The organism is Kitasatospora sp. NPDC096147 (assembly GCF_044763225.1).
Taxonomy (GTDB): Bacteria; Actinomycetota; Actinomycetes; order Streptomycetales; family Streptomycetaceae; genus Kitasatospora.
This window is the reverse complement of record NZ_JBIWFX010000001.1, coordinates 887,264-901,311: the sequence shown is the minus strand read 5'-3', so window position 1 is coordinate 901,311 and position 14,048 is coordinate 887,264. Positions and strand designations below refer to the sequence as shown.

Below are 14,048 nucleotides of genomic sequence, written 5' to 3'. Positions count from 1 at the left end.
TACCGCGAAGGACCACCGGATGACCGACGACACCATCACCGCCGTGCTGCCACCGCTGGACGGCACGCTCTCCGGGATCGAGACCAAGGCGGTCTCGGCCTGGTTCGGCGAGCGCAAGGTCCTCGACCGGGTCTCGCTGGGCATGACGGCCGGTCAGGTGACCGCCCTGATCGGCCCGTCCGGCTGCGGCAAGTCGACCTACCTGCGGATCCTCAACCGGATGCACGAGATGGTCCGGGGCGCCACGCTGTCGGGCGAGGTACTGCTGGACGGCACCGACATCTACGCGCTCGGCCGGCGGCCCGCGGAGGTGCGGCGCCGGATCGGGATGGTCTTCCAACGGCCCAACCCGTTCCCGGCGATGAGCATCTACGAGAACGTCGCCAGCGGCCTCAAGCTGGCCGGCGTCCGGATCGACCGGGCCGAGCGGGACGCGCTGGTGGAGACCAGCCTGCAACGGGCCGGCTTGTGGGGCGAGGTGAGCAACCGGCTGAAGGCTCCCGGCGGTTCGCTCTCCGGCGGCCAGCAGCAGCGGCTCTGCATCGCACGCTCGCTGGCGGTGTCGCCGGACGTGCTGCTGATGGACGAGCCCTGCTCCGCCCTGGACCCGACCTCGACCCGCCGGGTCGAGGAGACCATCGCCGAGTTGCAGGGCCGGCTGACCATCGTGATCGTCACCCACAACATGCAGCAGGCCCAACGGGTCTCGCAGTCCTGCGCGTTCTTCCTGGCCGGGCACGACAGCCCAGGCCGGATCGTCGAGGCCGGGCCGACCGAGCAGGTCTTCGGCTCACCGGCCGACCGCCGGACCGCCGACTACGTGAATGGGCGCTTCGGCTGACGGGCGCTCCGTACACCGGAGTCGGAGGAGGGCGGTGCACGGCCGGTGCGGGCGTGCACCGCCCTCCGCCGTTCCTGCTCGCCGTCGCGCCCGTCCTCGTGTCCGGCCCTGCCGTCCGGTCCCGGTATCCGGTCCTGCTGTCCGGTCCTGGCGTCCGGCGCTGCTGAGCGGGCCGCGTCCGGCCCGCTCGTGCTCACCGCCAGGCGGCGCTGCCCACCCGGCTGCGGACCTGGGCCGGGACGGCGGGTACCGGCGCGACCAGGTGCCCGGATGCCGGTGCGCTGCCCACGGCCGCCTGGGCGGCGCGGGCCAGTTCACGGCGGTCGTGGCCCGACACCGGCGGGTGGAAGGTGAGTTCGGCCACCAGGCCGCGCGCGGCCAGCACCCGGCGGATCGAGGGCATCAGTTCGTCGTCGCCGACGAAGGCCGGGGCGGTGCTCGGCGTGCCGTCGGTCAGCAGGTAGCGGATGGTCACCGGCTGGACGGGGACGCCCGCGTCCAGGGCGGCCTGGAAGGCGGCCCGGCGGAAGGTGCCACCGGCCCGTCCGCACCAGGTGCTGCCCTCGGGGAAGACCCCGACCGGCCGACCCGAGCGCAGAGCATCGGCGATCTTCCGGACGGTGTCCGGGAGTTGGCGGATGTCATCGCGGTCGATGAAGATCGTGCCACCGCCGGAGGCGAGCGCGCCGATCAGCGGCCAGCGCCTGACCTCGGTCTTGGCCAGCATCGGCCCCGGCCGGACGGCGGCCAGCAGCACGATGTCCAGCCAGGACACGTGGTTGGCCACCAGCAGGACGCCGCCCGGGAGTTGGTCCGCACCCCGGACGCGCAGCCGGACCCCGAGCGAGGCGACCACGGTACGGGTCCACCCGCGCAGCAGGGCGTCCCGCAGGGCGGGCACCCGGCCCCAGCCGGGCACGAACCGGGCCGCCAGCACGCCCGGGAGCAGCGCGCAGACGGCGCCCGCCCCGCGCGCCAGGCGGCGCGGGGCGGACACGGACGGGCCGGCCTCGGCGAGACAACTCGTCGGCGTGCAGGGGGAGGTGGGGAGCCAGACCGACACGGTGTCAGGCCGCGGTGGCGCCGGCGGCGGCCGGGGTGGTGGTGGCCTCCGGAGCGGCACCGGCCGAGAGGAAGTGCCGCAGGTAGCGCGGGTCGGTGCGCTCCAGCGAGAGCAGCACGTACAGGTCGGCCGTGTTGAAGTCCGGGTCGTGGGCCGGCTCGCCGCAGACCCAGGCGCCGAGGCGGAGGTAGCCGCGCAGCAGCGGCGGGATGCTGGTGCGCTCGGGACGGAGCACGCCGGTCGGGTCCCAGCGGCGGTGCGGGGTCACCCGGTACTCCTGCGGCGACAGGTGGCGGGCGGTCATGGCGTCCCAGACCCCGGCGGCGGTGGCGCCGCCGTCGGCCAGCGGGACGGAGCAGCAGCCGGCCACCCAGGTGTTGCCGGTGTCGACCAGGTAGCGGGCGATGCCGCCCCACATCAGGTTGATCACGGCGCCGTTGTCGCGGTGGCGGATGTCGATGCAGGAGCGGCCGACCTCGACCGTGTCCGAGCGGATGCCGGCCAGGTTGGTGAGGTCGAACTCGGTCTCCGAGTACAGGCGTCCGGCCTTCACCGCCTGCTCCGGGCGGAGCAGGCGGTAGGTGCCGACCACCTCTCCGGTCTCGTTGTCACGGACCAGCAGGTGGTCGCAGAAGTCGTCGAAGGGGTCGATGTCCAGGCCGGCCTCGGGGGTGTCGAGCACGGCCCCCATGCCGTTGGCGAACACGTCGTGCCGCAGCCGCTGGGCGGCCCGGACGTCCGCCTGGTCGGTGGCGAGGGAGACCGAGTAGGCCGGGGCGCCGTTGCGCGGGGTGGGCAGCTTGGCGGCCGGTGAGGTGGCGGTGGCAATGGCCATGGCAGGCTCTCCAGGGGCGTGGGTTGGAGCGCGAGATCGTGTTGCCCTATGTCTCTCCAGACCGGTTGGCGTTCGTATGACCAATCGGGGGAGTTGAGATGTGCACCTGTTGAATGCCCTGCCTTTATCGGACCTTTATCCCGCGCGGTCAGCCCGGTCGCCCCGGTCGGCCGACACGGCCGGGGTCGCGGGGGGCGCCGGGGTCGGGGTCGCAGGGGGGCGGGGTCGCGGGGACTGCCGGGGCTGCGGGGGTCGCCCAGGGTCAGCCGGATCGGTGCGCCCGGAGGCCGGAGACCGGGGAGCCGAGACCCGCGAGGGCGTGGGCGAGTGCCAACAACTGGGCCACACCCGCCCGTTCGGCCCGCCGTCGCCCCCCGGTCGGCCGATCGGACGGCTCGCCCGGCCGCCCCTCCGCCACGGCGTGGGCGGCCAGGGCGGCGGTCTCGGCGGGGGAGAGGTCACCGGGCGGGCGCTCCAGCAGCGCACCCGGGTGGTGGAGGTCGTGGACCAGGGTGACCCACTCCGGGACCGGACGGCGGCGGGACGAATCGACGGTCGGCCGGCCGGCGGCGGCCACGTACCGGCCGTCCGGGGAGACCGCGACCACCTTGAGCTGGAGATCGGCCGCGAGTGGGACCGGCACCGGCACCGGGGAGAGCGAGTCCGGGTCGAAGAAGTGCACCCGGCCCTCGTCCGGCGCGTAGCCGCCGACCACCCGCCAGGCCGGGACGGCGAACAGATTGCGCAGCAGCGGCCCCGGCTGCCAGCGGGTCAGGCGCAGCACGGTGCCCTGCGGCTCCCACCGGCCGATCCCGCCCCGGGCACCCGAGCTGACCAGCAGGTCCGGCCCGGCGAACGCCAGGTCCAGCACCTCGCCGTGCTCGGCCGGCACCGCACCGGTGGCCAGCGCAGCCCGCAGCCGGGAGTCCACTGCCACCAGCCGGGCCCCGTCCGAGAGCACCAGCCGCCGACCGTCGGGCTCCACCGCCAGCAGGTCCCCCCGGGTCAGCCCCCACGGCCGCAGGTCCACCGGTCGGGGCGCATCCCGGCCCTCCTGGACCAGCGCCCCCGGTGCCAGCCGCAGCCCCGACACCTGTCCGTCCCTGGTCGGCACGGTGCGGGCCCCGGCCATCGCCGGGCCCGCACCGAGCACCGTGGTGGCCCCGTCCGGGCCGCGCCGCACCAGTTCGAACACCCCCGCCGCCTCCGGTCCGGGCCCGGCCGGCCGCCAGGCGGCCACCACCTCCTCCGGGCCGAGGCAGGCGATCGCCGAATGTCCGATCGCCCCCTGGTGCAGCGTCACCCGGGCGCCCTGCTCCAGATCGAGCACCCGCACCGACTCCTGCTGCGCCGCCGAGTCGATCGCCGCCACGGCCAGGGCGGGCCGCCCGTGTGCGAAGGCCAGGTAGTCGGCACTGAACAGGTCGAACTCGGCGGGCAGCCGCACCGGTACGGCGGACGCCTCCAGTGCCACCAGGTCCACCGTCCGACGGACGCTCAACCCGGCCAGTGCGCGCGCGAGTTCCAGCTCCGCCAGGTCGTCCGGCTGCCAGCGTCGCAGCGGCAGCCGCCGGGCCAGCCGGGCGGCCTCCGCCACCGGCACCGACCGGGCCAGTGCCCAGAGCGCCGGCCAGTCCCGTTGCCGGACCAGCCGGTCGGCCAGGGCGGTCAGGGCGGCCGGGTCGTCCGGCGGCTGCGGCCGGGGCGGGCGGGGCCGGGAGCCGGTGCCGCTGCTGCCGCTGCCACGGGGGGTACCGGTGCTGCTGCGCCAGCCGTGCACCTCGAACGGCGGACGGTCCGGTCCGCCGTCCGGTCCGCCGGTGGGGTCGGGAGCCGTACCGGCGTCGGCTCCGATGCCGCCGACCGGATCGGAGAGGTGTCCGGCGGGGGACTCCGGATCGGCGAACAGCCGCTGCCGCGAAGCGCGTTCGGGTACCGGTCGGCGCTCCGTGCCCGGGGCGGGCAGGGGCGCGGTCTCCGCCCACTCCTGTCGCCGGGGGACCTCCGGCGACCCGACGGCGGGTGGTGCCGGGACACCGGCCACTGCGTCGCCCGCTCCGCCGGTTGTGCCTGCGGCTGCGCCTGCGGCTGCGCCTGCGGCTGCGGCGCGGTGATCGGCCTCGGCCGACGGGCCGCCGGCGATCCGGGGCTCGGCGGGGAAGGGGGCGGCAGCGGCCACTCCGGGCGACGCTCCTGCCACGCCCAGCCGTGGCCCGACTGCTCCGACCTGCGGCCCCGACACCCCGAACTGCTGTCCCGATGAAGCGAATTGCCGCTCCTCCGGCCCGAGCTGCCGACCGCCCGTCCGCGCCGGCTGCGGGGTGCTCCTCGGCTCGGGCTCGGGAGGGAGCCCGGCTGCACGCAGCACGTCGTTCTGCCCGTGCAGGGCACCGACCAGCGAGCGGCGGTGGACGGCCGGTGCCTGCTCCGCCAACTGCCGCCACACGTGCACCGCTTCGGCCCCGACGGCTGCCGCCTCCGGATACCGGTTCTCCTCCGCGAGGCTGTTGCGCAGCTTCCCGAGCGCGGCGGCGAAGGCCGCCGCGTACCGTTCCGGATCGGTGGCCGACAGCCAACGGTGCACCGCCACGCCCTCCTCGGCGGCCTCCACCGCCTCGCCCCGCCGCCCTGCCCTGGCCAGGTCGTGGCGCAGCCTCAGCAGTGCGGCAGCCAGTGCCGGGCGGTGCGCCACCGGATCCTCGGCAGCCAACTCCCGCCACAGGCCCACTGCTTCGCGCGCCGGATCGAGCTCGTCCACGTCGTCCACGCCGCGCAGCGAGAGCGCTCCCGCCGCCGACAGCGCGGCAGCCAGCCCGGCCCGCCGGTCCGGGTCGCGGCGCGCGAGTTCGCGGTACCGCTGGACCGCCGCCCAGCCGGCCCGGTGGGCCTCGCCCCAGCGCCCGGACCGCTCCAACAGCCCGCTGTGCGCGACCAGCGCCGCCGCCAACCCCGGACCGTGCCGGGCCGGATCGGTGGCGGCCAGCGCCTCGTGGACCGCCACCGCCTGCTCGCGGGCGGCCAAGGCCTCGGGCCGGTGGCCGGCCCGGTCCAGCAGGTCCGAGAGCGCGCCGAGCGCCTCGGCCAGCGCGGCCCGGTGCCCGGCCGGCTCGCCGGCCTCGAGCGCGGTGAGCAGCTCCACCGCGCGCCGGGCGGCGGTGGCGGCTTCCTCCAGCCTCCCCAACTCAGCCAGGGAATCCGCCAGTTCGCGCAGTACGGCGGCATGATCGGCAGGTGCGGTGCGGTGCACCAGCCGGTGGCCGGAGAGCCGCACCAGCAGAGCGGCCCGGCCCGGCCGCAGGTCGGGTGACGGATCGACGGGAACGGCGGCGAGCACCCGCTCCAACAGCTCACCGTCCAGGCCGGGGAGTTCGGCCAAGGCCAGGAGGAGGGGCGTGCCGCCCGCCACCGCCAAAGTCGGGTCGGCGGTCAGCACCGGGCGCAGCAGCTGGGGCACCACGTGCGGCCAGCGGCCGGCCGCCAGGGCGAGCCGGAGCAGTGCCGCCCCGGCGTCGGCGCCCGCCTGCGGATCGTCTCCCCTTCCCTCCTCCGTGCCGCCCCCTCGGCCGTCCTGCGGTGCCGTTGCCCCCGCTGTTGCCCTCGGGTCCGGCAGCGTGGATGCGGTGCGTGTCGCCGTCGCCAGGCCGAGCACCGTAGCGGCGTCCCCGGCTGCCCAGGGCTGGGCCGGGTACCCGACGGAGTGGCCCGGCAGGGTGAGGGCGAGGAAGTCCTCCGCCAGGACGGCGGGCCGCAACGGCACCAGCTCACGGCCCGGTTCGGAGGACGGGTAGCAGAGCGCGTGGTCGGCGAGCACCGCCGAGACGGGGTGGTCCAGCGCCAGAGCGGCGAGCAGCTCGGCCGCCCGGTCCGAGGGCCGCGGCCCGCCCAGCGCCGCGGCGAACACGGCCCGGCTCATCACCCAGGGCGGTGTGCTGTACCGGCCCGCCCGCGGAGCCCGGTGCAGCGTCGCCCAGTGGGCCTGCTCGCGGTCCAGCAACCGTACGGTCAGGGCGGTGCGGTCGTCGGCTGCCGCCGGTAGCGGTGTGAGGCCCGACTGCCAGGAGGCTTCCAGAGTGGCGTCCAGCACCGTGTCCAGGGCGGAGAGCAGGACGGTGAGTGCCAGGCCGAAGTCGGGATGACCCAACTCGGGCTGGTGCGGCGGTGGTTCGACTCCGTACTGAGCCGCGAAGGCAGCCACCCCGGCCCGGTGCAGCGCGGCCCTGCCCGTCGGCCCGAGCGGTGCGAGCACCTGGCTGTCCGTCACCGTCGGCTGCTCGGCAGCGGTCTCCAGCGCGTACCGCAGGCCGTCGCTCCGGGCCAGCAGCAGCACCCGGGTCGGCACCCCGGGCTGTGACGGCACCGCCGAGGCGAGCAGCCGGGCCAGTTCGGAGACCGGGCGGCAGTCCGCCTGCTCCACCAGCACCAGCAGCCCGGCCGCCCGCTGCTCCGGCACCGAACCGCCGCCCTGCCCGGACCCCGCCACGCCGGGTCCGGCTTCGCCGGCGCTCGGTGGCCCGTCCACACTGACCACCTGCCAGCCCGACTGCCGTTGTTCTTCGGCGAGTTGGTCGGCGATCCGGGTCTTCCCCTGCCCGCCGGGCCCGTGCAGCCAGCGCACCGCATGCGGACGGTCCGGCGCGCACCAGGCCCGCAGCGCGGCCAACTCCTCCTCGCGGCCGGTGAACCCGACCACCGCGAAGCGCGCGTCCAGCAGCCGACTCGGCTGCTCGACCAGCCATCCGGAGTCCAACGGTGGCGGCGACTGCCAGGCGGCCGGCAGGTACCGCTCCCTGAGGTCCGCGCCCCCGCCCCCGCCCCCGGGGCCGAACCCGCCGTGGTCCCCTCCGGCGGTTCCGATTCCGGCTCCGGTACCGGTACTCGTGCTCCACGACTCAGCCAGCATGCACAACCCCGATCAGCTGCACCCGCCCCGGGGTCCACCCCACCCGCTCGGTCGGGGACCATGCTGCCACCAAGGGCACGGATGTGACAGGTGATTGGCGCGATAACCGGAATGCCCCCTGCGACGACCCGATCACCTCCGCACAGCCGCCCCGTCCGTCCCGTCCTACGGCAGGCCGGCCCAACGCCGGCACCGGCCCCCGCGCGGAGCTCTGACCACGCGGGGGCCGGTACACCGGTCCGGACGGGCCGTCGGCGCCGGACGGACCATCAGCTGTCGAAGCCCATCCCGAGCCGGTCCAGGGTTCGGAGCCAGAGGTTGCGGTGTCCCGCGTTCGCGTCGGCCCGGGTCAGTGACCACTGGGTGACGCCGATGCCCACCGAGCGGATCGGCTCGGGCGGGAAGGGCAGCGGCTTGCGGCGCACCATCTCCAACTCGGTGCGCTCGGTCCGCTGCCCGGCCAGCAGGTCGAGCATCACCTCGGCGCCGAAGCGGGTGGCCCCCACACCGAGGCCGGTGTACCCGGCGGTGTAGGCGACCCGACCCCGGTGGGAGAGGTCGAAGAAGGCGCTGAAGCGCGTGCAGGTGTCGATCGCCCCGCCCCAGGCGTGGCTGAACCGGACGCCTTCCAACTGCGGGAAGGTGCGGAAGAAGTGCCGCGCGAGGGTGGCGAAGGTCTCCGGCCGCTGGTCCCGCTCGGCCCGTACCCGGCTGCGGTACTGGTGCACCACGTCGTAGCCGCCCCAGAGGATCCGGTTGTCCTCGGAGAGCCGGACGTAGTGGAAGTGGTTGGCGCTGTCGGCGAACCCCTGCCGATTGCGCCAGCCGACGGCGGCGAGCTGGTCCTCCGTCAGGGGCTCGGTCATCAGCGCGTAGTCGTAGACCGGTACGGTGAACGGCCGGTGCCGGCGCAGCAGGGACGGGAACACGTTGGTGGCCAGCGCCACCCGCCGGGCCGCGACCCGCCCGTACGGGGTCCGCACCAGCACCCCCGGGCCGGACTCGCTCAGCCCGGTCGCCCGGGTGTGCTCGTACACCCGGACCCCCAGCTGGAGGCAGGCCCGGCGCAGCCCCCAGGCGAGCTTCGCCGGATCGACCATCGCGACGCCCTCGCGGTCCCAGAGGCCGCCGAGGAAGGTGGGGGAGTCGATCTCCGCGCGCACCTGGTCGCGGTCCAGCAGGGTGGGCCGGCCGCCGTACTGCTCGGCCAGTGCCGCGAACTCCCGCAGCCCGTCCACCTGGTAGGGCTCGGTGGCGACCACGATGGAGCCGGACCGCTGCCAGTCACAGTCGATGCCGTACCGGCGAATCGTGTCCTCCATGCCCTGGAGGTTGACGGCTCCCAGCCGTTCCAGTTCGGCGAGCTCGTCCGGCCAGCGCTGGTACCCGTTGCCGAGCCCGTGGGTGAGGCTGGCCTCGCAGAACCCGCCGTTGCGCCCGGACGCCGCCCAGCCGATCCGCTGGGCCTCGATCAGCACCACGTCCGCGGACGGGTCCCGCTCCTTGGCGATCAGCGCCGTCCACAGCCCGGCGTACCCGCCGCCCACCACCAGCAGATCGCACCGGGTGTCCCCGACCAGCGCCGAGGCGGCGGCGGGCCGCCCGGGATCGTCCAGCCAGAACGGAACGGGCTTCGCGTCTTCCAGCGCACGGACCGGGTCGGCCATGGCGGGGCCTCCTGCTACGGGTACGGAGGAGTGGGTGGGCTCCTCGTCGGACCGCCATCAGAACCCCGGGCGCCGTGCAACGTCAATGGCGTTGACATAAGGAATGCAGCGTTCACCGTGCTCACCGCGCCGGCGGCGGTGCACGAGCGCCGTGCCATGATGATCCGGCGCGGCGCGGCGAGGCTCCGGAGGAGGAAGAGAAGAACTGATGCACGATCACCAGACCGTTCCCGGGAGCCCCGCGACCGTGGTCACCGACGCCGGCATGCTCGCGCTGTGGAGCCCGGCGGCGTTCGCGCGCGTGGTGGACCACGCGTCCTGGGAGCCCGAACTCCTGGAAGACCGGGACCAGCTGCGCCACATCCGCGCCGGGGCCCTCGTCCCCGTCAACATCCACTCCGACGGAGCCTTCGGCGTCACCGTCCGGCTCGGTTCGGCGGAGGGGCGGGCTCGGCTCACCGACCGTGAGTCGGCCCACGTGTTCCTGACCTCCGAGCCGTACCTGTACCGCTCGGCCGGCCTGGCCTGCCTCAGCGGCATCGAGCGGGTGTCCGGCCAGCCCTGGCCCGGTACGGTGCGGTTCGCGGTGGCGGAGGGCGACCACGAGGCGGTCGTGCACGTGATCGACTGGGAAGCCGAGCCCGGGAGCGTGCTCGCCGACGGCACCCCCTCGGCGGACGCACTCCCCGACTTCGTCGTCCTGCTGAACCCGGCGACACCCGCATCCGGTCCGTACCGGATGGAGACGGCGACCTTCGAGCAGGGCTGAGCGCAGTCCCGCCGGGAGCGGCGGGCCGTCGGCTGCCGACTTGCCGCCCCGCCGGCGGTCGCGCAGTCCGAGGAACAGGCACGTCGAAGGCGGTCGTTGTCGGGCTGTCGTGGCGGGCGGCACCTGGCTGGATGTCTCGAACGGGGTGAAGGTGGACCACTACTGGAGCGGCGAGGCACCGTGGGTGCACGTCCTGGAGCGGGACGCCCGTCACCCTTCCTTCCTCCTGCCGCCTGCCGGGACGAGCCACGTGGTTTGGTTTGACGGTGCCGAGATGGGCACCGAGCAGGAACTCTTCGAGCAGATGAGTGCCCGGCTGCGGCTCCCGGCCTACTTCGGTTGGAACTGGGACGCCCTCTCGGAGTGCCTGCGCGACATGCGCTGGGCACCTGCCGACCACTATCTGATCGTCATCGAGCGATCGGCACTCGCGCTGCGGGAGCACGCCGAGGACCGCGACACCCTGCTCGAGATCCTCGGTCGCGTAGGTCACCACTGGGGTCAGAGCCCGGATCGGCCGGGCAGGTCCTTCAACTCGCTCCTGCTGTGAGCGCGCCCGGCGGTGGCGATCCCGGGCGCCACCGCCGGGCCGGCCACCGCTCCGAACCTCGACCGCCCGCAGCGGTCGCGACGGGCCCGGGCCGCTCGGCTCGGTCCGCCGGCACCTGAAAAGCTCAGCGCCGGACCGGTGAAGGCATCGCTAGCCTGCCCGGATGACCGAACCGCTGCCGTACCGCCCGCTCACCGTCGAAGCCGCAGCCGCCCTCCAGCGCACGCTCCGCGCCGACCTCGGACCGGGCCTCAGCGACTCCGAACTCGACGCGGTGGAAGCACGGTTCGGCTTCCGGTTCGCGGCCGACCACCGGATGTTCCTCGCGGCCGGTCTCCCGCACGGGACGCCGTGGTGGCCCGACTGGCGGCACGGTGACCCCGACACCCTCCGGGCCTGGCTGGCCCCGCCGGTCGAGGGCGTCCTGTCCGACGTCGAGCACAACGGCTTCTGGTACCCGGCGTCCTGGGGCCCACGGCCCGACTCCCCGTCAGCTGCCCTCGACGCCGCCCGTACCCACCTCGCCACCGTCCCGCCCCTGGTCCCGATCCAGGGCCACCGCTACCTGCCCGCCGTCGCGGGCCAGTCCGGCCACCCCGTGCTCTCGGTGCACCGGACCGATGTCATCACCTACGGCAACGACCTCGCGGACCACATCCGCTACGAATCCACCGGCCGCCGCTGGGAGCACTCCCGCCCCCGCCCCTCGGCCGCCTTCTGGACCTACCTGGTCGAGGGCCGCGAGCCCGTCTTCGTCACCCCCTACGCACCGGCCGACCTGACCCCCGAGGCTGTCCTCGACCACCTCCGGATGCTCGCCGTGGAACGCCTGATCGGTCGTCACCTCCACGCCGACCACCTCGTCCAGGCCGCCACCGCCGCCCACCGGGCCACCCTCCGCACCCCGGCCCTCACCCGCCTCGCCACCCTCCCACCCGCCGCCTTCCACACGGCCGGCACCCTCTTCGACCAGGCCCTCACCGAACTCGGCCTCACCGCCACCCTCCCGGCCGACGACACCGACCTCCCCGGAGAAGCCGCCCGCTGGGAACTGGTCAGGCTGCGCGCATCTCGGCCGTGATGGCGCCGACGGGGTCAACCCCGCGCGTGCGGGGAGCAGGCCGGGTTGTTCTGGCCGGCGACGGCGGCCAGGGGACCAACCCCGCGCGTGCGGGGAGCAGTCTTTCTGACCTGCGGCGATGTCACCGCGGAAGCGCTGGTTGTGCAACTTCCTTGGAAGCGGACATTCGTCGCATTCTGTCGCAGCCGTCAAGCCACGGTCAGGATACCGAGCGGGACCGACCGGGTGGGATGCCGCCTGCTCTGGATCGGCCCCCCAGGCGGACTCGTGCCCTGCCGGCACGGTTGACTCCGAGACCCAGAGCATGCCGTCGGCGCCCCGAACAAGACCCGCCCGTTCGCCGACGGCTGCCCCGCTACTCCCGCTCGCTGAAGGCGAGGCGGACTCCCAGGCCGACCATCACCACGCCCGACGTCCCGCCGATCCAGGACAGCCGCCGGGGTGAGCGGGAGAGCCAGGTGCGGGCCGTGCCGGCGAGCAGGCCCCAGGTGCCGTCGGAGATCAGGGCGACCACGACGCAGACGGTGCCGAGCAGCAGCATCTGGACGGGCACGTTCCCCCGCGACGGGTCGACGAACTGCGGCAGGACGGCGGTGAAGATCAGCAGCCCCTTCGGATTGCTGATGCCCACCACGAAACCCTCGCGCAGGATCCGGCCGGTGTCTGCTCCACTCCGCTCCGCCGTCTCCGTTACGCCCAGCAGGTGGCGGTGCCGCCAGGCCTGAACTCCCAGATGCACCAGGTAGATCGCGCCGGCGAACTTGATGATCGAGAAGACGAGCAGGGAGCGCTCCACGATGCTCCCCAGGCCGAACGCGACGAGGACGACCTGCACGAACAGGCCCGCCTCGTTCCCGACGGCCGTGGCCACTGCGGCTCGGGGGCCGAGGGCGATGCCCCGGCTGACGACGAACAGAACGCTGGGGCCGGGTACGGCGATCAACAGGGTGACCATGGTCAGGAACACGGCCAGCCGATCCAGTCCGATCATGGGCCCAGGCTACCGAGCACCGGTGCCGCGTACCGACGGTTCGGTGGATTCGTTCCTGTGCGGACCGACGGGCCCCGGAGGCGCTGGCGGTACCGCGAGAGCCTGCCGGGTGGGAGGCCACGGAGTGGGACTTCACGGAGTGGGACCTCACGGTGCGGGGCGACAGGACGCCCCGCACCGCGAAGCGAAGTCCCACTGATGCGACGTCAGTTGCGGTAGCGGTACAGGACCCGGCCTCTGGTCAGGTCGTACGGGCTGAGCTCGACCAGGACCCGGTCAAAGGGAAGGATCTTGATGCGGTTCTTGCGGATCTTCCCGCTGATGTGGGCGAGTACGTGGTGGCCGTTGGCGAGCTCCACCTTGAAGACCGCGTTGCGCAGGCACTCGATGACGGTGCCTTCGAGTTCGAGTCCGTTCGCTGTTCTCGGCAAAAGTGCCTCGTTCCTGGGAGGTTGGATGAATGACTGACGGAAGAAGGAGTCAAGAGGGGCGCAGGCAGGATCAGCGGCGGACGAGCTCCACGACGCTTCCGACACGCTGTGCGCCGAAGCCGTCGAGGAGTGCGGCGGCGGCGCGGTTGGACTCGTCCACCTCCGCCCAGGCGGACGGGAATCCCTCCACCTGGAGGATGCCCAGCGCGTGCGCGAGCAACGCCCGCCCGACGCCCCGCCGTTGCGAGCCGGCCAGGACGGCGAGTAGGCCGATGCGGGCTCGGCGCGGGACGACGGCGACCCGTACCAGGCCGAGGTACGTGCCGTCCTCCGCGACCGCCACCGCGTACCGCCTCGGGTCGCCGAGGACGGTGCCCTCGGGACGCGGAGCGACCTCGGCGGGCAGGGTGTGCCAGCCGGTGGTGCGGTCGATCTCCTCGCGGAGGGCACGGTCGAGCGCGCGGAGCGCGTCGTCGTCGGCCTCGGTGCCGGGCACGATCGTGACGCCAGGCGGGAGGACGGGTGCGGACCCCGTTGCGGCGGCGGCGGTCGGCAGGAGGTACTCCCACTCGCGCCGGGAGAAGGCGTAACCCGCCTGCTGCCAGCGGGAGTCGGGGCCGGCCTCGGATTCGCCGACCAGGGTGTGGAGCGGGGCGGGGAGGTCCGTCGCGATCGCGGTGGCGAGCGGGGTGAAGGCGGCGTCCTGCCAGACGTCGATGCTGAGGTAGCGGCGGCCGTCGGGCCGCTGCGTCACGTCGCCGTGGCCGGCGATCCGGCCGGCGTCGTCGACGGCTTGCCACTGGGTGTCGGAGACGCGGTTGACCAGGAGGAGAGGAGTCATGGCTGTCGCCCTTTCGGAAGTGCCTGCTTGAAGAGGCGCTCCCGACGACACCGTCCTGGTCAGTCGCACACCGTGAAGA

At 74.2% G+C, this 14,048-nt stretch carries 11 protein-coding genes; 4 read left to right on the top strand and 7 right to left on the bottom strand.

Translation table 11 applies throughout. From position 1 onward, the window contains the following. Positions 1-19: 19 nt before the first annotated feature. On the top strand, positions 20-841 hold the full coding sequence (locus ACIRBX_RS03830) for a phosphate ABC transporter ATP-binding protein (RefSeq protein WP_402293536.1): 822 nt from the start codon (positions 20-22) through the stop codon (positions 839-841). A gap of 193 nt (positions 842-1,034) precedes the next feature. Here ACIRBX_RS03830 and ACIRBX_RS03825 read toward each other — a convergent pair whose 3' ends face one another. The 4 genes from ACIRBX_RS03825 to ACIRBX_RS03810 all read right to left on the bottom strand — a co-directional run bounded on the left by ACIRBX_RS03825 (position 1,035) and on the right by ACIRBX_RS03810 (position 9,306). After that, a complete protein-coding gene (locus ACIRBX_RS03825; RefSeq protein WP_402293535.1) occupies positions 1,035-1,838 on the bottom strand; it encodes a lysophospholipid acyltransferase family protein in 804 nt (267 codons plus the stop codon). A 70-nt stretch (positions 1,839-1,908) separates the two neighbouring features. Further along, positions 1,909-2,739, bottom strand: coding sequence for a GNAT family N-acetyltransferase (locus ACIRBX_RS03820; protein ID WP_402293534.1), 831 nt, complete (start codon positions 2,737-2,739; stop codon positions 1,909-1,911). A 262-nt stretch (positions 2,740-3,001) separates the two neighbouring features. Beyond that, on the bottom strand, positions 3,002-7,486 hold the full coding sequence (locus ACIRBX_RS03815; RefSeq protein WP_402293533.1) for a hypothetical protein: 4,485 nt from the start codon (positions 7,484-7,486) through the stop codon (positions 3,002-3,004). A gap of 422 nt (positions 7,487-7,908) precedes the next feature. After that, a complete protein-coding gene (locus ACIRBX_RS03810) occupies positions 7,909-9,306 on the bottom strand; it encodes an NAD(P)/FAD-dependent oxidoreductase (protein ID WP_402293532.1) in 1,398 nt (465 codons plus the stop codon). A 208-nt stretch (positions 9,307-9,514) separates the two neighbouring features. Here ACIRBX_RS03810 and ACIRBX_RS03805 point away from each other — a divergent pair, with 208 nt between their 5' ends. The 3 genes from ACIRBX_RS03805 (at position 9,515) to ACIRBX_RS03795 (ending at position 11,706) form a co-directional block, all read left to right on the top strand. Beyond that, positions 9,515-10,075 (top strand): hypothetical protein, encoded by a 561-nt coding sequence (locus ACIRBX_RS03805; RefSeq protein ID WP_402293531.1) that lies wholly within the window; start codon positions 9,515-9,517, stop codon positions 10,073-10,075. A gap of 274 nt (positions 10,076-10,349) precedes the next feature. Then, positions 10,350-10,625, top strand: coding sequence for a barstar family protein (locus ACIRBX_RS03800; protein ID WP_402293530.1), 276 nt, complete (start codon positions 10,350-10,352; stop codon positions 10,623-10,625). Between the two features lie 163 nt (positions 10,626-10,788). Next, positions 10,789-11,706: a hypothetical protein gene (locus tag ACIRBX_RS03795; protein WP_402293529.1), complete on the top strand. Its 918-nt coding sequence runs from the start codon at positions 10,789-10,791 to the stop codon at positions 11,704-11,706. 355 nt (positions 11,707-12,061) lie between these two features. Here the strand turns inward: ACIRBX_RS03795 and ACIRBX_RS03790 are convergent, their stop codons facing one another. The 3 genes from ACIRBX_RS03790 to ACIRBX_RS03780 all read right to left on the bottom strand — a co-directional run bounded on the left by ACIRBX_RS03790 (position 12,062) and on the right by ACIRBX_RS03780 (position 13,969). Beyond that, positions 12,062-12,697 carry a LysE family translocator gene (locus tag ACIRBX_RS03790; protein ID WP_402293528.1) on the bottom strand — a complete coding sequence of 212 codons (636 nt, stop codon included), beginning with the start codon at positions 12,695-12,697 and terminating at the stop codon, positions 12,062-12,064. A gap of 206 nt (positions 12,698-12,903) precedes the next feature. Beyond that, positions 12,904-13,128 carry a translation initiation factor IF-1 gene (gene infA / locus ACIRBX_RS03785; RefSeq protein ID WP_402293527.1) on the bottom strand — a complete coding sequence of 75 codons (225 nt, stop codon included), beginning with the start codon at positions 13,126-13,128 and terminating at the stop codon, positions 12,904-12,906. 70 nt (positions 13,129-13,198) lie between these two features. Continuing rightward, on the bottom strand, positions 13,199-13,969 hold the full coding sequence (locus ACIRBX_RS03780; RefSeq protein ID WP_402293526.1) for a GNAT family N-acetyltransferase: 771 nt from the start codon (positions 13,967-13,969) through the stop codon (positions 13,199-13,201). Positions 13,970-14,048: the final 79 nt, after the last annotated feature.

Excerpts from the sequence above, each read along its gene's own strand:
- ACIRBX_RS03795 (WP_402293529.1), top strand. The coding sequence starts at position 10,789 with ATGACCGAACCGCTGCCGTACCGCCCGCTCACCGTCGAAGCCGCAGCC.
- ACIRBX_RS03810 (WP_402293532.1), bottom strand. The coding sequence starts at position 9,306 with ATGGCCGACCCGGTCCGTGCGCTGGAAGACGCGAAGCCCGTTCCGTTC.
- ACIRBX_RS03805 (WP_402293531.1), top strand. The coding sequence starts at position 9,515 with ATGCACGATCACCAGACCGTTCCCGGGAGCCCCGCGACCGTGGTCACC.
- ACIRBX_RS03820 (WP_402293534.1), bottom strand. The coding sequence starts at position 2,739 with ATGGCCATTGCCACCGCCACCTCACCGGCCGCCAAGCTGCCCACCCCG.
- ACIRBX_RS03830 (WP_402293536.1), top strand. The coding sequence starts at position 20 with ATGACCGACGACACCATCACCGCCGTGCTGCCACCGCTGGACGGCACG.
- ACIRBX_RS03800 (WP_402293530.1), top strand. The coding sequence starts at position 10,350 with ATGGGCACCGAGCAGGAACTCTTCGAGCAGATGAGTGCCCGGCTGCGG.
- ACIRBX_RS03790 (WP_402293528.1), bottom strand. The coding sequence starts at position 12,697 with ATGATCGGACTGGATCGGCTGGCCGTGTTCCTGACCATGGTCACCCTG.
- ACIRBX_RS03780 (WP_402293526.1), bottom strand. The coding sequence starts at position 13,969 with ATGACTCCTCTCCTCCTGGTCAACCGCGTCTCCGACACCCAGTGGCAA.